At 43.9% G+C, this 19,731-nt stretch carries 15 protein-coding genes; 5 read left to right on the top strand and 10 right to left on the bottom strand.

All coding sequences use genetic code 11. From position 1 onward, the window contains the following. Positions 1 to 8: 8 nt before the first annotated feature. On the bottom strand, positions 9 to 884 hold the full coding sequence (locus E5672_RS06780) for an NAD(P)-dependent oxidoreductase (protein WP_136781503.1): 876 nt from the start codon (positions 882 to 884) through the stop codon (positions 9 to 11). Positions 885 to 972: 88 nt separating this feature from the next. Here E5672_RS06780 and E5672_RS06775 point away from each other — a divergent pair, with 88 nt between their 5' ends. Further along, entirely contained in the window at positions 973 to 1,458 is a 486-nt protein-coding gene (locus tag E5672_RS06775) for a glutathione peroxidase (RefSeq protein WP_136781502.1), read from the top strand. 257 nt (positions 1,459 to 1,715) lie between these two features. Continuing rightward, entirely contained in the window at positions 1,716 to 2,756 is a 1,041-nt protein-coding gene (locus E5672_RS06770) for a 2-hydroxyacid dehydrogenase (RefSeq protein WP_136781501.1), read from the top strand. 108 nt (positions 2,757 to 2,864) lie between these two features. Here the strand turns inward: E5672_RS06770 and E5672_RS06765 are convergent, their stop codons facing one another. Then, complete coding sequence (locus E5672_RS06765) at positions 2,865 to 3,611, bottom strand: methyltransferase (RefSeq protein WP_136781500.1); 747 nt, start codon at positions 3,609 to 3,611, stop codon at positions 2,865 to 2,867. A gap of 15 nt (positions 3,612 to 3,626) precedes the next feature. Further along, positions 3,627 to 4,388 (bottom strand): Nif3-like dinuclear metal center hexameric protein, encoded by a 762-nt coding sequence (locus E5672_RS06760; protein ID WP_136781499.1) that lies wholly within the window; start codon positions 4,386 to 4,388, stop codon positions 3,627 to 3,629. A gap of 255 nt (positions 4,389 to 4,643) precedes the next feature. Between E5672_RS06760 and E5672_RS06755 the strand changes: the two genes are divergently transcribed. Further along, the gene (locus tag E5672_RS06755) at positions 4,644 to 4,967 is read left to right on the top strand and encodes a hypothetical protein (protein ID WP_136781498.1); all 324 of its coding nucleotides are present in this window, start codon (positions 4,644 to 4,646) and stop codon (positions 4,965 to 4,967) included. Positions 4,968 to 5,041: 74 nt separating this feature from the next. On the opposite strand, the gene E5672_RS06750 is transcribed toward E5672_RS06755, so the two are convergent. The 4 genes from E5672_RS06750 to E5672_RS06735 all read right to left on the bottom strand — a co-directional run bounded on the left by E5672_RS06750 (position 5,042) and on the right by E5672_RS06735 (position 12,273). Continuing rightward, the gene (locus E5672_RS06750; RefSeq protein WP_136781497.1) at positions 5,042 to 5,665 is read right to left on the bottom strand and encodes a TetR/AcrR family transcriptional regulator; all 624 of its coding nucleotides are present in this window, start codon (positions 5,663 to 5,665) and stop codon (positions 5,042 to 5,044) included. A 102-nt stretch (positions 5,666 to 5,767) separates the two neighbouring features. After that, complete coding sequence (gene sohB / locus E5672_RS06745) at positions 5,768 to 6,802, bottom strand: protease SohB (RefSeq protein WP_136781496.1); 1,035 nt, start codon at positions 6,800 to 6,802, stop codon at positions 5,768 to 5,770. Positions 6,803 to 6,920: 118 nt separating this feature from the next. Further along, positions 6,921 to 9,446: an acylase gene (locus tag E5672_RS06740; RefSeq protein ID WP_205676478.1), complete on the bottom strand. Its 2,526-nt coding sequence runs from the start codon at positions 9,444 to 9,446 to the stop codon at positions 6,921 to 6,923. 229 nt (positions 9,447 to 9,675) lie between these two features. Beyond that, positions 9,676 to 12,273, bottom strand: a complete 2,598-nt coding sequence (locus E5672_RS06735) for a VolA/Pla-1 family phospholipase (protein WP_136781495.1) — start codon at positions 12,271 to 12,273, stop codon at positions 9,676 to 9,678. A 320-nt stretch (positions 12,274 to 12,593) separates the two neighbouring features. Between E5672_RS06735 and E5672_RS06730 the strand changes: the two genes are divergently transcribed. Continuing rightward, positions 12,594 to 13,337 (top strand): YciK family oxidoreductase, encoded by a 744-nt coding sequence (locus tag E5672_RS06730; protein WP_136781494.1) that lies wholly within the window; start codon positions 12,594 to 12,596, stop codon positions 13,335 to 13,337. Between the two features lie 95 nt (positions 13,338 to 13,432). Here the strand turns inward: E5672_RS06730 and glnS are convergent, their stop codons facing one another. After that, positions 13,433 to 15,100 carry a glutamine--tRNA ligase gene (glnS, locus tag E5672_RS06725; protein WP_136781493.1) on the bottom strand — a complete coding sequence of 556 codons (1,668 nt, stop codon included), beginning with the start codon at positions 15,098 to 15,100 and terminating at the stop codon, positions 13,433 to 13,435. A 297-nt stretch (positions 15,101 to 15,397) separates the two neighbouring features. Between glnS and E5672_RS06720 the strand changes: the two genes are divergently transcribed. Further along, positions 15,398 to 16,420, top strand: a complete 1,023-nt coding sequence (locus E5672_RS06720) for a LacI family DNA-binding transcriptional regulator (protein ID WP_136781492.1) — start codon at positions 15,398 to 15,400, stop codon at positions 16,418 to 16,420. Between the two features lie 106 nt (positions 16,421 to 16,526). Here the strand turns inward: E5672_RS06720 and E5672_RS06715 are convergent, their stop codons facing one another. Next, on the bottom strand, positions 16,527 to 18,224 hold the full coding sequence (locus E5672_RS06715) for an alpha-amylase family glycosyl hydrolase (RefSeq protein ID WP_136781491.1): 1,698 nt from the start codon (positions 18,222 to 18,224) through the stop codon (positions 16,527 to 16,529). 1 nt (position 18,225) lies between these two features. Then, positions 18,226 to 19,707, bottom strand: a complete 1,482-nt coding sequence (locus E5672_RS06710) for an MFS transporter (RefSeq protein WP_136781490.1) — start codon at positions 19,705 to 19,707, stop codon at positions 18,226 to 18,228. Between the last annotated feature and the right edge of the window lie 24 nt (positions 19,708 to 19,731).

Raw genomic sequence — 19,731 nt, 5'->3', positions numbered from 1 at the left:
ATACAAAATTACTTCAATCGAGTAAGCAAGCTGGACGTATCCCAACGACCGCCACCAAGTTTTTGAACATCCGCGTAGTATTGATCAACCAATGCCGTAAGCGCGAGTGTTGAACCATTTTTACGAGCCTCATCCAACGCAATGCTCAAGTCTTTACGCATCCAGTCAACAGCAAAACCAAAATCGAAGCTATTGTTAAGCATTGTGCTGGCTCTGTTTTCCATTTGCCACGATTGTGCTGCACCTTTACTAATAACGTCCACCACCGCGTTACAATCGAGTCCAGCACGCTGACCAAAATGTAGCGCTTCAGCCAAACCTTGTACAATGCCTGCTATACAGATCTGATTCATCATTTTCGCCAACTGTCCGCTACCGCTCCTCCCAAGTAACTGGCTATGACGTGCATAATGTGCCACTACTGGCTCTACATTCCTGTATACGTCTTCATCGCCACCCACCATAATAGTTAACTGGCCATTTTCAGCCCCAGCTTGACCTCCAGAAACAGGGGCATCTAAGAAGCCAATCTGTTTCTCTTTACTACTTTCATAGAGTTCTCTGGCGATATCTGCTGACGCCGTTGTATGATCCACAAGCACACTGCCCGCTTTCATTACAGCTAAAGCCTGATTGCCAACATCTCTCACGTCGTTATCGTTACCCACACACATAAAAACAATATCAGCGTTTTCGCACGCCTTGGCAACAGTATCGCCTGCGCTAACGGTAGCGCCGTCTGTGTCATAAATTGATAGCCATTCTTGTGCCTTTTGAGAGGTACGGTTAAAAACCGTGACCGAATAGCCAGCTTTGCTCAAGTGCCCCGCCATAGGAAATCCCATCACACCCAGGCCCAAAAAACTCACTTTCAAATTACTCATACAAAATATACTCTAGATACTTAATAAAGATGTTTGGATTACCTAAGAGTAACAGACTTAACAACAACAAAAATATAGGAAAGTAATTTTGACACTCTATGAACACCCTATTACGTTAAACAACGGTGAACAAACAACCCTTGAACAATACAAGGGAAAGGTACTACTCATTGTTAATACGGCAAGCAAGTGTGGCTTTACTCCTCAATACGAAGGGCTAGAAGCGCTGTATAAAAAATATAACGATAGAGGCTTTGAGATTTTGGGGTTTCCTTGCGATCAATTCGGGCATCAGGAGCCCGGTAGCGACGAAGATATTGCTCAATTCTGTAGCCTTAACTTCGGCGTTTCGTTTCCTTTATTTAAAAAAACGAATGTGAATGGACCAGATGCCAACCCGCTATTCGAAGAAATAAAACACCAAGCTCCCGGCCTATTAGGTACAAAGCGTATAAAATGGAACTTCACCAAGTTCTTAGTTTCAGACCAAGGTAAGGTGCTAAAGCGCTTTGCGCCGACTGTAAAACCAGAAGCCATTGAAAAAGATATTGTGAAGCTACTTAAAGCGCAGTAATAGATTTCTGAACATATATACCAACTAATCACGAAAGTAGCGAAAGAATATATTCAGCACATGGGTTTAGTGATACTAAGTCGGCACGTGCAATTCCTTAGCGTAGTAAACACTCTTTGCATATTGGAGATGTATTGAGAAAAACATCACAAGTTAGTGCTTTATATGTTCTGCTACTTTTATTGATCTATATCTACGTTGATTGAATGTTGCCGTGGTAAATTTTAGTGGTCTACGTGACCTAATTGAGTACTAAAATGAATACGAGTAGCACCGACAAAGCCCAGCCAGAGTGTTGCAACCAACAACAGAGAAACGTCGCGTTCTTCAGTACACGCTCCTATGAACGCATTCTGTTTTCCGAGTTAATAAAAAAATTAAACGTTGCAAATGATTCATCTATTAACGCCACGTTCTTTGAACATCCACTGAATGCATCTACCGCCGCTAGTTGCCATGGGTATACTGATGTTGTTGTATTTGTAAATGATGATATCAATGCCGCTACTATCAAAGTACTTAAACGCTGTGGCGTAAGACATGTTGCGCTTCGATGCGCTGGCTTTAACAATGTTAATGTAAACGCCGCAGCAAAGGCAGGTATTACGGTCAGTCGCGTGCCCGCCTACAGTCCACAAACTGTAGCTGAACACACTCTTGCACTTATTCTCACGTTAAATAGAAAAACTCATAAAGCATATAATCGCGTTCGTGAAGGGAACTTTGACCTTGGTGGTTTGATGGGCTTTACGCTTCATGGAAAAACTGTGGGGGTGATTGGAACAGGGAAGATTGGGCAAGCGGTTATTCGCATTTTGTTAGGTTTTGGATGTCATGTTCTTTGCTTCGACCCTCTGCCAGACAATAATGTGACCGCAATGGGAGGCCATTATGTCACGCTAGATGAACTACTTGAAAAAAGCGTGATTGTTACCCTGCACTGCCCGCTCAACGAACAGAGCCATCATATAATTAACGCTGAAAGCATTGATAAAATGCCCCAAGGCGTAATGCTTATAAATACGTCAAGAGGCGGGCTTGTCGATGACAATGCTGTTATCAAAGGGCTTAAGACGAAAAAAATTGGCTATCTAGGGTTAGATGTATACGAAAGGGAGTCTGAGCTTTTCTTTGATGATCATTCACAAGAAATTATCCAAGATGATATTTTCCAGCGCTTAATCACGTTTCCCAACGTGGTAATAACAGGTCATCAAGGCTTCTTTACCATAGAGGCGCTAGAAGAAATCGCAAAAACTACACTCGATAATATACTGACTGGAGAAAACACACTCTAAGTCGCCAGAGCTAATATTCTGTTATTTAGACACTTGCAATCCTTTGTAGTCCGTAACGAAAATGCACTAGTTTGATTTTGTCCTAACTATTCTTCTCTAATTCCTTTTCTAGCTCTCTTTTTCTAGGATCAGTTGAAAATATTTTCCTAACCAAAGGTAAGGCGCTTTCTTATGATACTGTCGCTCCAGCGCCAGTAAGTCGTCAAACTTACTGCTTTGATGAGAAATGTCTCGCATGTAATCATGAAAACAACGAATCCCCGCTTTATCAACTATTTTAAAGCCGAGCGACTCACAGTGTTCAACCACACGGGTTGCACTTAACGGCTGTTTTGGATTCAGCCTAACTTGCTTTTTTACTTTCATTCCTTTTGCAATGTAATCAAAGTTGCCGTAAATGGCATTGGCAAACAAGTTCGCATCTTGGTTAAAAAAACTTAGGCTTAAACGTGCTCCTGGTTTCATGTTGTTAAACATAAAATCAATTGCATCGAAAGGCGCATCCAGCCACTCCAAGACCGCATGGCAAACCACTAAATCAAATTCGCCCAAGTCCTCTATCTGCTGCAAATATTGGTGCCTGATTGTGATATTAGGCGCATCAGCAAGTAGCGTCTCAGCTTGTTTAAGTACATCCTTCGACGCATCAGTTAACACTACAGAATGCCCCTTAGAGGCAATATGCGCGGTCATCACCCCCGTGCCCCCACCAATTTCAATAGCGCGAACAGGCGTGGTTAAGTAAGGCTCTAAAACATCACATAACAAGGTATGTCGCAGTTTTCCCTTGGTAGTGCCATATATATTGCTTGAGAATTTTTCTGCAATGCCATCGAAGATACGATCGTTATTCATAGACTACTGTCATCGTTAAGCAGGGTTGTTAATATCAATGAACTCAACGGGAACATCGAAATGCTGGGCAATATGCTCCCCTAAAGATTTAACGCCGTAGCGCTCAGTGGCATGATGACCAGCAGCGAAAAAGGTGATCCCCATTTCTCTTGCTGTGTGCACAGTTTGCTCAGAAACCTCACCTGTGATGAATGCATCAACGCCAAGTTCAACCGCTTGCTCAATAAACCCTTGTCCACCACCTGTGCACCAAGCTACGCTTGATATAGATTTTGACACAGGCCCTTCTATCAGCACCTCTCGTCCTAACAACTCCTGCAATTTAGCCTGCAGCGCGGCCCCTTCAATTTCTTCTTCAAAACTACCCTGCATAACAACACCCACTGGCTTAACGCTACTTACCGCGCTTATATTTTGAATGTCCAATAGCGACGCGAGTTGTCGATTATTACCAAATTCAGGGTGAACATCTAATGGGAGGTGGTAGGCGTAAAGGTTGATATCATTAGCCAACAACGCTGATAGACGGCGCTTTTTCATACCAGAAATGACCTGTGATTCACCTTTCCAAAAATAACCATGATGGACAATCAGTGCATCAGCTTTAGCGTCTATTGCTGCATCAACTAATGCTTGGGAAGCCGTTACCCCTGTCACAATTTTTTTTATTTTATTTGTGCCCTCTACCTGTAAACCGTTAGGGCAATAATCATTGATTTCGTTAACCCTTAATAATCCATTGAGATAATTTTGTAGTTCTAGGCGAGTAATAGACACACGTCCTCCGGTTGATAGTTAGACAAATTGCTCAAAAAACGTTATAAAATACGCGAACGTTTCGGATTTTCACTGTAAATCGATCATACTTGGCCACGAGTAACTGGATGAAAAGAAAAAGTCACTCATCGCCTGTCTAGTTTACGCTTTGACTCATTATTTTTATACATTGAGTTATCAGTACGTAGCACTAAATTTTCGGTTTTACAGGCCCTATAGCGTTCGTCATCTTAACAAAATAAAGAGCAAAAAAGCATGGCAAACTTAGACAAAGATGCAGTGATAGCTGCTTTCACTGAGGCTTACAAAAAAGCAAATGGTAACGCGCCCTCAATAGAAAGCAAAAGCGGGTGGTACAGTGTAGACGGCGGTAAGAATATGCGTTTAGCGCAGCTTCAGGAGATGACTGAGTCGTTAACAAACGGGTCGTCCGTCAGTGCTGAAAAGAAAGAAGCCAAAGCCAAGGCAAAACCAGTGAAGAAAAAGACTTCGAAAGCTTCTAAACCTGGGTTCTCAGTTAAAGACTTCTGGGCAGAAAAACTTAAAGCTGAAGCGCCGGGCGCTACCCTACCTCGCTAAAACGTTTCAAACTTCTTGGACTTTACGCTTAGTCCCCCAGGGGGCTAGCGTTATATGCCGTTTTTCTACACCACTTATTTTCCAGCAAGTCCTTGCGCAACAAAGGGTACGAGATGTTGCATGACTTCTTGTATATCCACATGTTTATGAAAATCAGATTCAGCAATTTCTGTTAACGCCTGACTCGACGCCATGGAAAATACAAAACTCCCCATCGCAAAATGCAAGCGCCAGAATAGTTCTTCTTCAGGTAATTCAGGTAGACAACATCTAATGGCGTCGACAAGTGCACGAATACAATCACCGTAATCGTTCATTAAAAACTTACGCAAATGCCCCTGCGTCTCGTTGTAACCGCGCCCTAAAAGTTTCACAAATGTTGCAGTGCCTTGCTCTGATATAGCGTTTAAATTGAGCATAGGTGGGATAAGCGAATATAGAAGTTGCTCTACGCCCTTAGCCCCCTCTACAGGTGATAAAGACACTAGGCAAGATTCAATTTGCGGCATTAAGTGATCAAAATACCGCTTAAACACAGCTTGAATTAAGTTTTTCTTGCTGCCGAAATGATAGTTTACTGACGCCAGATTGACTTCTGCTCTAGCAGTGATCTCACGCATGGATGTTTGGGTAAATCCGCTTTGCGAAAACAAGTACTCTGCCGCATCTAATATATCGGTTTTAGTATGCTGTGCCATATTCTTTTTATTATCTTTTATTAGGTTATATAGTTAACGCACGCCTGTGTTTATCACCTTATTATAGGCCCTGACTTTTTAAACACAGACGTACTTTCTATTCTAAAACCAGTGGCGCGCTTTGCTCATCGATTTCATAAATACGCGTTCAACTACGTTCGCAGCTGACATGCCCAATTTCTCTGCTACATTTTTCTTCACAGCATATTTAACACTGAATATTTCTCGTGCTGGGTAATGAGAAAGAATATAGTCATCAGATGTAGTGATATCGTCAATCAATCCAAGCGCCTTAGCTTTAACACCTGGCCAATACTCGCCAGTAGCAACTTTGTCGATGTCCATATCCGGACGCTGGCTTTGAACAAAGTCTTTAAACAACACGTGAATTTCTTCAATTTCTTCTTTAAATTTCGCACGGCCTTCGTCGTTATTTTCACCAAAAACCGTGAGCGTGCGTTTAAACTCACCCGCTGTATGCTGTTCAAATTCAATGTCGTTTTTCTTTAGTAACTTATTGAAGTTTGGTAACTGTGCTAAAACACCAATACTACCGATATAGGCAAACTGTGAAGCTAATAACTTATCTGCAACACACGCCATCATGTAACCGCCGCTTGCTGCTACTTTATCTACCGAAATTGTTAGTTTAAGGCCCTTTTCTTTTATACGTTGAAGCTGTGACGCCGCAAGTCCATACCCATGGACTACTCCACCGCCGCTTTCAAGTCGAACCAAGACTTCATCTTCTTTATTCGCTACACATAAAATAGCGGTAATTTCTTCACGTAGATGCTCGACTTCATTGGCGTCCATAGACCCTTTAAAGTCGATGACGTAAAGGCGAGACTTTTCAGATTGTTCGCCTTGCGACTTGTCTTTTGCCTTACTTTTGGCCTTGGCTTCTTTTTTCTGTTCTTTTGCCAGTTTTTTTAACGCATTTTTATCTAAAAGGACTTCTTTAGCGTAGTTTGTAATATCCTTTAATTGTTCAGAAATAGACACGATTTCAAGTTGCCCTTTCCCCTGTTTCTGCTTGCTAGCTACACCAACAATGGTTGATACAACAACAACGAAAGCGATAACTAACGTTACTGCTTTGGCAACAAACAAACCGTACTCGTACAAAAACTCCAAACTTTACTCCTAGTAAAATAAACGGGTAAGCATCGTTGTTTACCCACAACGTAAAGAGCGGCCGTACGTAATATGAGTAAAGCCGCTGATGTAATTACGTTATAATACCAGTCTCGTCTTATTCTGACGATAGGGTAACCTGCTCTATCTTGTTTGCTTCAATTTCATCATCTGTGAAATAGATATCCCTTAGTGATGGTTGAGTAGAATACAACCTTGTTTGGTCTAAGAAATGCTCGCTTCCATATTTTCTGGATTGGGAGTAGGTCAATATACCCCGCCCCTTTGGCCCTTCATCAGTGAAGCTAATAACCATCGCCCAACTCGTGCCGTAGTTAATGTGATACCCCTGTGCTTCAGCACTCATCGCCGTATTATTATTGACTGTAGCGTAACTATGTCTTGGCAACTGAGTCCCATTTCGATTGCTACTCACATCAAATACGTTAAAGCCACCTTCGATATTATGAGCGCCAGCCCAAGGCAATTTTACCCCTGAAGCGGAGCCATCTGGTAAGCTACGCTCAACAAATTGAACTTCGCCTAACGGTGCATCAAATGCAATGCCGGCTTGTTCAATCACCCGTGTTGCTTGCGCTAGTTGCTCTAGCGTTGCCTCATTTTGAACCAAACCTGATGGCGTAGACACAGGTGCATCAAGAGAAAACGGGGTTTCCCACTGTGGTGCTTGATTGAATTGGAATGCAAATTCTCTAAATACATGTGCACCTGTGCTTGCAAGATTCATGGTGCCATCCCAATCCTCTAAGGCAGCACAGGCCGCTGAAACATCTACACTAGCACCATCTAATTCCACTGGTGTATTGCCCTGCGCTGCACACAAGGATAGCAATGAGGGTAAGATATTTTCTGCTAAATAACTTCTGTTATTAAATAATAGGCCTTCAACTTCAGCAGGTGTAAAAGTGCCATCACTTCCAGCTTCATTTTCAATAAACTGCTGCCCCATACGTGAACGCAACGATTGTTGATTATCCACATTTCCAAATAGTGGATTACTTACAACTATTGGTGAGTTTAAATTTGTTAACCAGTAGCTGTCATTTGAGTTTTGAACAGAATCTGTACCCTCGTATTTGGGTGCCTCTTCATAGGGAACAGGACCTTCAAAATCAAATTGTGAAATATTACCCGGTAATACGGTAAAGCCAGCCGCTGCTTTAGTTTGAATAAGTAACGGGTTAGTCGTTAGTTGCTCAATTGCAGTTTCGGTTAGGTTTGGCACGGTTGAATCGTCAATATAGAAAACTTGGCCGTCAGCAGAAGCCGCCATCGTATTATTGAAAATCACACCATCATAATCTTTAAACGCCTGCTTAAACTCTTCCATCGATGTCGCCATATTCATGGCAAGCCAATGGTCTACGATATCGAAGTTGGGCAGATTCGCGTCTTTTATGGCAAATGCATTGCTACCATTCCAATCAAAGTTTCCAGGCACTTCAATCATAGGCCCGTAGTTGGTGTAATACGCCGTCTTATTAAGCTTAATGGTTTGACCGCCACCTACTGCAACGTCAATTTGAAGTGGCTTTTCATAGATGGTACGTCTGTTGCCGTCAACCACATGAGTAAGACCAGTTTCATCATTTTCGTCGAGGGTTAGTTGGTACACTACAAAGTGCTCAGCAGTTGAGAATGTATGAGTCCACGCAACATTTTCATTAAACCCGATATTTACTGCGCCGGGTAACCCCATCAACGAGCCACCTGTTACATTCAAGTGCCCGGGTATTTGAGCATGGAAGTTCCAAAAACGTAGGTTGCCTGTGTGGGGAAAATGCGGGTTGCCCAAAACCATACCTTTGCCATTGGTTGTTTTATCACTGCCTAATCCCCACCCATTAGATCCCATTTCTTGAGGATTTCTTTCAGGCAGACCAACCGTAGGGTGAATCTTAAATGAAGATGCTACGTCACTTGAGGATGCAGCAGGGGTTGGTAAATAGCTATCGCCTTCTGGTGCAGCAATAAACATAGGTCCTAGGAAATTTGCTGCGCCAGGAAGTAACGCTACGCCTAACGAATACGTTAATAGATCCACACTATCAATTTCATTGACCCATGGCTGGCCCGCACAGCTTTGATCTTGTTCTTCTATAGGCGTTTCACTTAGATATTTATTATAACCTATCGTGTAGCCTTGAAACATAGCGCGAGAATTCGCAGACAGGCGCGGTAAGTTTTCTTCTGCTAGCTCTCTAATACCTAACGTAAGAAACCCGAAATCGTTAATGAGATGCTCTGAGTCGCCGCTACCAGGCACTTGATCGGGGCCAAAATATTTTGCGCGCTCAGAGTTGTATTTAATAATTTGATCTGCCAATACGCACAGATTATCTCTAGCAAAAGCGTAGCCTACACCATAAGCCATGCTTTCGAGGTTATCAGCCTTTACATGCGGTACACCATAGGTCGTCCATGTTACATCTGCTGACAATGAGCCTTCCGGTGAAAAAGCAGGAATAGGTATAGGTGCGGGTTCTGGTGTGGTAGGCGTGGTTGCATCTGGCTGCTGAATGTTTGAAAAGTCGTTGTCATTATCGCCACAAGCAGTTAATAGACCAGCAAGCGAGAGTGCGATTAGCGTCCGTTTTGCAGTAAATGTGTTTTTTTTAATCATCGCAAATGTTCCCTAATGATGAATGAGTAAGGTCGATGGCTTCCACTTCACTCTCTTTTTGAGGAGTTAATTGTCTTCGTTCAAAAACTCATCGGACCAAATTCACACTACATTAACATTAAAAAACATACAAATAACATTCTACTTTTAAAGACAAAAAAGCCGGCTTTTACGCCGGCTTAGGTCAAGTAAAATGTAAGCAGTTGTAACACTGCATCTGTTTTGCGAACTAGTTCGCTACAACACTTTCATCAGAAATTGGCAGCATAAGCGCATCGGACGCAATATAGCCTGCCACTTCTTTTTGCATTTCAGTTGTTACTGCTGCGCTTGCTGCTGGGCTAAGGCTAGAAGCATGCGCGCCACTATTGAACTGCACGATACCGCTAATTGGATCAGCAACAGGTCCTTGAGTTGTGGTGACTTGTTCTAAGCCAATGGTAGCTGCCAATGGTAGCTGGCCTGACAGAGGCAGCGCCGTTGAAATTGGAATAACTTGGTCAGGCAGGTTTTCATCACTACCGTCACCCACTACCGTCATCATATGAACAGGCGTGTTGCTACCCAGTGTTTGCGCGTAGTTAGTCGGATCACCCGCATCCATCACTGTTTGCGCAGCAAAAGCAAACTCTGCAAATACTGCGTTAACTTCGGCAGCTTGCTCAGCCGTTAGATTGTCTTCGAAAATAGCTACCGCTGCAGCTAACTGCTCTTCGCTAACATCTGTTGTCTCATACAGCTGATTTAGTAGAGCAACAAAGTCTTCTGAAGCTTGTGAAAGCAATAGACCCTTAATTAGCGGACCGAATGCCGCAGACTCTAGTAAGAATTGTGCTACGCCGCCCCCAGGAGATTCAAGCGATGCTTGTCTGACCGCAAACATGCCATCTAGCGCAGCAAGGTCGCCGCCCATTGATGTGTTTGCAAGCGATGCAAAATTACCACCTGTAATCGCACCTAAGGAAACGCCCATGATAGACACACGAGACATATCGAACTTAACATTTTGCGCCGCAGTTGTATCGACCACAGCATTAAGCCCTAAACGCAAGCCAAGCAAATCCGACACACTTTGACGTAAGTTATCACGAGCAGTTGGCAGGCTAGCAAGGTTCATATAGTGCGTAGCACTAACGGTCGTTGCATTTAACTCGTCTGTACCATCGCCGTTTAGGTCAAAACCGCGGCTACCATGTATTGGTTGATCGATTGCCACAGACGCAATACCAGCAAGCGAAAGCGTACCTGTGATGGCAAGCATATCTTCTTTTTGACTGGTAATACCGTGCGCTAAAATAACGACAGGCCACCCTGCTTCTGGCATACTAATTGGGAAGCCCAACGCCCCTGCGATAGCCGGGTCGGGGATCGTTACCTGAACGTCTAAGCTTTCCGTACCCATGTTTCCGCCAGTCGGCTGAGGGTATGGATTGAACTTAGTGATGTTTCTAGCGCTATCTAACATTTCGCCGTTAATGCGAACATCAGCAAGACCTAGCGAACTACATAATTGAGCATTTGGACCTGGTTCTGCATCTGCAAGCACTTCTTGCGACGCACTAGCTAATACGATGCCGCTATCACAGGCCGCTTTCCAGAAGTCATTTACTGGCGCTAATGGATTTTCAGCACTCGGTACGCCCAGGAAGTATGGCAATGCAATATTACCTTCATAACGTTGTGCAGCACAGAATGGACCAGCTTGCGCTAAAATGCCTGTAGACACGCCAACAGCAAACTCATTTAACGCCCCCCACTGAGCAGCTAGCTGACCCGACGCCGTGCCGGCTAGACCTGCACAAGTTTCAAGTAAACTAAAGTCAGTCGCATCAATTGCCGCTTGAACGTTCTCTGGTAGACCTTGTTTGCCTAACTCAACCGCTCCCGCAACCACAGTCGAATTCACAAGGCCTAAGGCTTCCATTGCGTTTGGCGCAGCAGACACATCACTAACGGTGATTGCTGGTAGCGCTGTCGGCGCAGATGGGTCGCCAGCAGCTGCTAATTGTGCAAAGGTGCTAATCATCACCTTTTTAATGGTATCAAGCGAGTTAGCGATAGACTGGGTGGTAAAAGCAGAAACATAGGTAATGTCTTCACGGTCGAAACCAGCACCTAGCACAGGGTTTACTAATGAATTTACTAAGCCTTGAAGCTGAAGCTGTGCATCGCTCGATAGTGGATTGGTGCTGATGTCTTGCCTTACCGAGTCCCAAGTAGTTGATCCTTGAACCGACTTGCCAGATGAGTCTTTCAAATCAGTGGTCATTACTAACATATAGCCTTGAGCTGCTTTTAGCGGCTTAAGAGGAACAAACGTGATTGTGTTGCTATCAGCAAGGCTGAGTACGTAATCAACACCAAAGGTGAGTTGTTCACCAAGCTTACAGCCTGCAGATGGTGTCGTAACCTGCGCACAGTCAGGATCGCTCTGGTCAAGGCCTAACGTCGCCTCAAACAACAAAACACCAGAGGCTAATGAACTTTCGTCCAGCGATACGCCGACAGGAGTTTCGATGTTAATAACAAACGGATGTTGAGTAGACCAACCGTCTAACACATTAAGTGCGTTTTGAGGGTCAGCAAAATCTGTAGGATCATCGACCGGAATATTGAGTGTGTAATCAAAGAAACCATCATCGCCCGGAAGCATTAGAAGGTCATTAGGAATGTTCAGATCCCCAGCAGCTGGGTCAAAAACAATTCGTGAAAATGGTGTTTGGACTTCTGTTTCGGCCTGAATGTCGGAAAGGGTTTCATCGGAGCCACCACAGCCTGCTAGACCCAGCGCAAGGGCCACACTGGAACTTAATACGAGTTTTCTCATCTCTACTCCCTACAAGCATTGTTGTTATTCTGTGTCTAAAACTTAACTCTATTAAAAGTAGCTTGGTCTACGCTGACTTTACAGGCGTAGTTGATAGTTTTAAACATGTTAGACCAGTTGTATCTTCCTCAATCTTATTGACTTTGTTGCAACTTTGCAAAGTTTTGTTAACTACTTTTGTTAACTTTTTTTACGTTTGAAGAATTTTTCATTCATTGTTTTACTTGTGAGTCAGGCTGAGTATGATCAGGGGTCTTAAGTTTAATTGGGTCTACAGGCCCTAATCACTGCGATAAAAACTAACCTTTTAAAGGAAGATAATGAACGATTACAACGCACCAGCGAATTTATTACGCGATAAAGTTATTCTTATCACCGGTGCTGGCGATGGGATTGGTGCACAAGCTGCAAAAACGTATGCTGCACATGGCGCTATCTGTATTTTGTTGGGCCGCACTGTGTCTAAACTTGAAGCGGTGTATGACGATATCGTCGCCGCAGGTGGTCAGGAACCCGCCATTGTTCCTTTAGATATTAAAGGCGCAACGCCCTCTCATTATCAGCAAATGACGCAAACCATAATTGACCAGTTTGGTCGATTAGATGGTGTACTGCACAATGCCAGCATTTTAGGCCATCTAAGCGCATTTAAAGATATTGATGCGCAAGAGTGGCAAGACGTGATGCAGATTAACCTTAATGGCATGGTCTTTATGACACAAGCGCTTATTCCTGCGTTAGAAAAAGCCAACAATGCGTCAATTATATTCACTACATCGAGTGTAGGCAGAAAAGGTCGTGCGTTCTGGGGAACATATGCGGTTTCTAAGTTCGCAACAGAAGGTGTTATGCAAACGCTTGCTGATGAATATCAGAACAAAACATTGCGCTTTAACTGTATCAATCCGGGTGGCACACGCACCCACATGCGAGCACAGGCTTTTCCTGCGGAGAACCCTGACACATTGAAAACCCCAGAAGATATTATGCCTATGTATCTATATTTAATGGGTGAGGACAGCAAAGCAGTAAACGGTCAATCGCTTGATTGCCAGCCAAAGTAGTTAATGTTATCTACTTTGAGCATGAAACAAAAAACCGCTTAAGTGCACTTAAGCGGTTTTTTAATTTATAAATAAAACATATTAAAGGACAGTGTTTACTCGCCCATTTTTGCCCATGTGTCTCTTAGGCCTACGGTACGGTTGAACACTGGCTTGTCTTCTGTGCTGTCTTTGTCTACACAGAAGTAACCGGTGCGTTCAAACTGCCATGCCCCTACTTCAGGAACATTGTTCGCCAAACCCGCTTCAACCCAGCCTTGTTTAACTTCTAATGAGTCAGGATTAATCGCATCAGTGAAGTTTTCTTCTGCCGCCGGATTAGGCACATTAAACAAACGGTCATACAGTCTAAATTCCGCTGCCTGCGCGGTTGCTGCATCGACCCAGTGAATAACGCCTTTGACTTTGCGGCCATCAGCCGGATCTTTACCAAGCGTATCAGGGTCATACGTACAGTAAACGGTAGTGACATTACCGCTTTCATCTTTCTCAACGCGATTAGCCTTCACAACATAGGCATTGCGAAGACGAACTTCTTTATCAAGCACCAAACGCTTGAACTTTTTATTCGCCGACTCGCGAAAATCTTCAGCCTCTATATATACTTCGCGACTAAAGCCGATGTTACGCGTACCCATAGTTTCATCGTTAGGATGATTAGGCGCGACCAGTGTTTCAGTCTGACCTTCTTCGTAATTTTCGATGACCAGTTTAATTGGGTCAAGTACGGCCATAGCACGTGGTGCATTTGCGTTTAAATCGTCGCGAATACAAGCTTCAAGCATGGACATTTCAACCATGTTGTCCATCTTGGTCACACCAATACGCTTACAAAACTCGACGATAGAGCCAGGTGTATAACCGCGGCGGCGTAAACCGGCAATCGTAGGCATGCGTGGGTCATCCCAACCACTCACGTGGTTCTCTTCAACCAGTTGAATAAGGCGGCGTTTACTTAGTACCGTATATTCTAGATTTAGGCGAGAGAACTCGTACTGACGTGGCGTGCAGTCGATAGAGATGTTTTCGATAACCCAATCATAAAGACGACGGTTATCTTGAAACTCTAGTGTACAAAGCGAATGGGTAATTCCCTCGATGGCATCAGAAATACAATGCGTAAAATCGTACATTGGATACACGCACCACTTATCACCAGTTTGATGGTGGTGAGCGTGCTTAACGCGATAAATTACCGGGTCACGCATACACATGAACGGTGATGCCATATCAATCTTTGCACGCAGACTGCACTCACCTTCTTTGTATTCGCCAGCCGTCATTTTAGCAAACTCATTAAGGTTTGTTTCTACGTCTGTATCGCGATAAGGGCTGTTTTTACCCGGTTCTTTAAGCGTACCACGCATTTCGCGCATAACCTCTTGCGCAGAAAAATCTACATAGGCTAAGCCTTTTTCAATAAGTTCAACAGCGTATGCGTGAAGCTGATCAAAGTAATTCGATGAGTAGCGTGCCTCTTTGTCCCACGTAAAGCCAAGCCATTGCACGTCTTCTTTAATGGAATTAACAAAGGTAATGTCTTCTTTTGCAGGGTTAGTATCGTCAAAGCGCAGATTACACGTGCCCATGTAATCTTGTGCAATACCGAAATTCAAGCAAATAGACTTGGCATGACCTATGTGTAAAAAGCCATTCGGCTCTGGTGGGAACCGAGTTTTGATAGCGTCATGTAGACCATTAGCCAGGTCTTTATCAATAATCTGACGGATAAAATTGGTCGGACGGTGTTCAGTCTCGGCCATTCGCTTGTTCCCCTTATACACGTAATATTTCAAAATCTCGCTGAGTATAACACTCTCGCAATTACTTCAACCATGTTTTATTAAAAGAAGCCTGACAAGTGGTTGAATTAAGAGCGATCCATGGTTAACACAGACAAGGCACTCGTCTGCGAGTACAAAAAACTATGAGCAGAATATAACGATTTGTTAACTTTAGTTGGCTTTTAATCGCCTATGCTTCAAAAAGCACGCGGCAAATCAAAAATATGCTACTCTAATTCTGCGACAACGAGGTCGTAGCAGCAAAACATGGTGTTTATGAAAGAAAAAGCAACCTCTTTTGACATTGCCCATTTGGCAGGGGTTTCGCAGTCAACCGTTTCACGGGCATTAAATAATAGTCCACTGGTGAATCAAGAAACTCGTGATCGCGTTCAGCGTATCGCCAAAGAACTCAATTACAAAGTGGATAAAAACGCGAGTAACTTGAGAAAGCAAAAGAGCAGCACAATCGCCCTACTTTTATTTGAAGATCCAACCTCTGACGATTCGATGATCAATCCGTTTTTCCTCGCCATGCTTGGAAGTATAACCCGTGCGTGCGCACAGGCTAACTACGATCTTCTTGTATCGTTTCAAAATCTAGAAGATGACTGGCACGCTGAATACGAGGACTCGAATAAGGCTGACGGTATTATCCTACTGGGTTATGGAGACTATACTGATTACCAAACTAAAGTGGCCCAATTGGAGTCTCAGGGTACCCACTTTGTGCGTTGGGGAGCGCCAGATGAAGCTCACCCCGGTGTGAGTATCGGCTGTGACAACTATCAAGGTGGCCAAAGTATCACGTCACATTTAATTGGTTTGGGTAAAACATCGTTTGCCTTTATTGGCGACAATGGCGATCACGCCCCTGAATTCAAAGCGCGCTTTAACGGATATTATGAAACATTGCGCTCTCACGGTTTCGCTGAGTCTTGCGTTCAGCGAAACGCAATATCTACCGAAGATGCTGGCTCTGAAGCAGTGAAATCGCTACTGCAAAGCGGTGAGCTACCCCAAGCAATTGTCTGTGCATCAGACCTTATTGCAATGGGGGTGCTAAGAGCCCTGCGTCAGGCTAATGTGAATGTGCCATACGATGTTGCAGTGGTAGGCTACGATAACATTGCTGTATCGGCCTACACCACACCCTCGCTTACTACTGTTCAACAAAATACCAAACTGGCGGGCGAGTTATTGGTGAATACCTTATTAAAGGCCATTAATAATGAAGACGTTCAGGATTACTTGATGCCAGCAGATGTCATTGTTAGGCAGTCATGTGGCAGTGAGTAGGCGTCCGCCACTCTCTCACATCTAATTGTGTAGCTCGTACATCAAAAAAAGCCCGGACGTCTGAAGTGACATCCGGGGCTTTTTGTATCATTGTTTTAAAGCCGTTTTATTGACGTGCTAATTGCTGTTTGATTTGATTCAGTAACGCACTATTAGCTACCTTACCTTCGCGCACCCATACATGAACGCTATTTGGTGCAACTGTTGCGTTTAAAGCATCGCCTTGTTCTACCGTTTGCGTCTGGCCAGACAATTGCTCTACCCATTCGCCCATCTGCATAAAATCATCAATCTCAAAGGTTTGTGGCGAATTACCTTTATTAAGCAATATGAGCGCAGTCTGTTTAGCGTCTTTTGTGTCAACAACACGGTAAAACGACGCTCGATGGCCTTTTAGTTCTACATTAACTTGTACGCCCCGCTGTAACGCTACTGTATTTTTGCGCACATTGGCAATTTTTGTAAGCGCCTGTTGTATAGGATGTGTTTTCGCTTGGTCCAACCGTTTCTGGCCCACGTAGTTTCGATTACCGGCATGTTCTGCCGTGCCGCGCATGAAACCAATTTCAGACCCCATATATACAACCGGAATACCTCGAACGGTAAACATCCAGTTATGCGCGTTAATGAAACCATTGTCAGTGGCATTTATTCGCGCCATATCATGATTATCATAAAACGTGGTCAGTTCATAGGGGTTATTATATGGTCCATGCGTAAGATAAAGCACCTTTTCTAGATCAGCAAAATCACTTTCTATTGGCTTTTCAAATACACTAACCATGGCCTTCTGCATAGGAAAATCTAATACGCTAACGCCTCCGTTTTTAGGTAACGTATGCTGTGCAATATTGTTTGCCTCATAGTCAAACGCTTCGCCAAACATGAAAAAGTCAGGATTTTGCGCGCGAATGCGATCTGACGCCTCGCGCCAAAAAGCATGTGGCACATGCCTGATTGTATCTATCCTAAATGCATCAGCGCCTTGGGAAATCCAATACAAATAGCTGTTAATAAGGTAATCCCGTACTTCGGGGTTCTCATCATCTAAGTTAGAAAGCTTGACTAAGTCTGGATAGTTGTGAAAAAAGCTGTGAAGCGGATTGTTTTCAGGATCTAGGTCTTCAGGCGCTAGGTTTTGATGGTCAGCAACCAAGTTTCCATCTCTGTCATATATTTCGCCGTATCCCGGTAAATCCTGTTCCATTGTGAAACTTGGTGTGCCGTGATTTGCCACAATATCAAATACAGACTTGAGTCCGTGCTGACGCATTTTCGCAGTATAGTCGCTCACGCTTAAATTGGTGCTAACCAAATGTTCGTCTGCTTTATAGAAGTTTGTTGCCCAGTAACCATGATAGCCAGTTTTACCGCCGTCTTTAAATGCACCGCCATAAGTAATGGGTTCGTCGCCATTAAACGCATAGTCTGGATTATCGTGTACAGGGGTCATCCAAACCGCCGTAAAGCCCATTTCTTTGATGTAATCCGCGTTATTTAGGATGCCTTGCAAATCCCCACCCATGTAACCCACATAGGCTTTTTTACCATCAGGGCCCTCTAATGGTAATTGCCAGGTAGGATGCTCACCTCCCTGGCCTTCGTGATTATTAGTGGGGTCACCGTCGACAAAGCGATCTGTTACGACAAAGTAAACCGCTTCGCTTGCAAATGGTGTACTAGTGCCAACAATCTCCCAGGTGTTTTCTTGTTTATCGTTAGATGAAGTTACATGCGTACTCGAGCAAGCCGAGCAAAACAATCCAGCCAACGATATAGCAATAGCTGTTCGATTAAATGACATGTTATGCCCCCTTCTGTGTTTCAAGTTCTTGTTTATCCGCCTCTTTAACAAAGAAAACCGATACCGCACCAATCAGCATAGAAATACCAGCAACAACGATAATGTACTTAGCATCGTTATCGAACACACTACTTAAGATCCACCCAGCAGTTAGACCTGAAACAATTTGCGGTGCAGCAACAGTGAAGTTAAATATTCCCATATAAACCCCGGTTTTATTCGCGGGTAATGCGCCGGCTAACATGGCGTAGGGCATCGCAAGAATAGCCGCCCACGCAATCCCCACGCCTACCATTGGAATTAGCAGCTTCACTGCGCCCAAAGGTACGGTTACTTCTGTGATGAGCAGGTTTACGTTCACCATAGTAAGATCTTGAAACAGCAAGAAGCTGACATAGCTTAATCCGCCCAACGCTAACGATGAAGCGTAAACCGTTTTGCGACCAAACTTGTCAGCTAGCTTTGCCAGGAAAACAGAAAAAATTGCAGCAAAAACAGAATATGCTGCGAACAGTATGCCTACCCAGTCACCAGCAGCACCTTTGGCCATAACAATCGTCTCTGGCACCATAGGCGCAGCAGCAATATAAGCGGGGTCAAACCACTGTTTATCAACATTCCATATATGTTGTGTAATCGCAGGCGTGGTGTACACCCACATAATAAAGAGCGCAAACCACGAGAAAAACTGCACAACAGCAAGTTGTTTCATCGTCTTTGGCATATCTTTTACTAAGGTGAAAAACTCACTTAAGCGTTGCCCAAGTGGTGCTTTAGGCATTTTGTCATTACAATGCGCCTCTTCAGTTAGCCCCTTGTAGCGGTTGTATTCCTCTGGTGCGTATTCTTTGGTGCGAATTACTGTCCAAATAACCGTTCCAAGTAGAACCGTTGCACCGATGTAGAATGCCCAAATAACGGAAGGCGCAACCTCACCCATTTGTGCCGTATTTTCAAGGCCGATAACATTAGTAAGAACAAACGGTAAAATAGAACCGATAACCGCACCGATATTGATCAATAACGACTGTATTGAGTAACCTACATTGCGCTGTGACGGCGGTACCATGTCTGACACCAATGAACGAAATGGCTGAAAACAAACGTTAAACGATGCATCCATCAGCGCAACCATTAATGCCCCCATAATCATGGGAGCCAAAAACGCGACAAAAATGGGGGCATTAGGCAGTAAAATCATGCCCAGTACCGCTGCTATCGCACCGGCGAGAATAAACGGACGACGGCGACCTAATCGATTCCACGTTCTGTCAGATGCTGAACCAACAATCGGCTGCACAATTAACCCCATTATTGGCGCTACAAGCCAAAATAAAGATAGCGAATGAAGGTCTGCCCCTAAGTCAGATAAAATCCGACTTACGTTTGCGTTTTGCAGTGCAAAACCAAATTGAACACCTAGAAAACCAAAACTGACATTCCATATTTGCCAAAAAGAAAGGCGTGGTTGAGTTGATTGCATATTTTGCTCTATTTATTGTTTTAA

The organism is Alteromonas portus, assembly GCF_005117025.1.
Lineage (GTDB): Bacteria > Pseudomonadota > Gammaproteobacteria > Enterobacterales > Alteromonadaceae > Alteromonas > Alteromonas portus.
The sequence above is the reverse complement of the archived record's forward strand: the minus strand, read 5'-3'. Positions and strand labels throughout refer to the sequence as shown.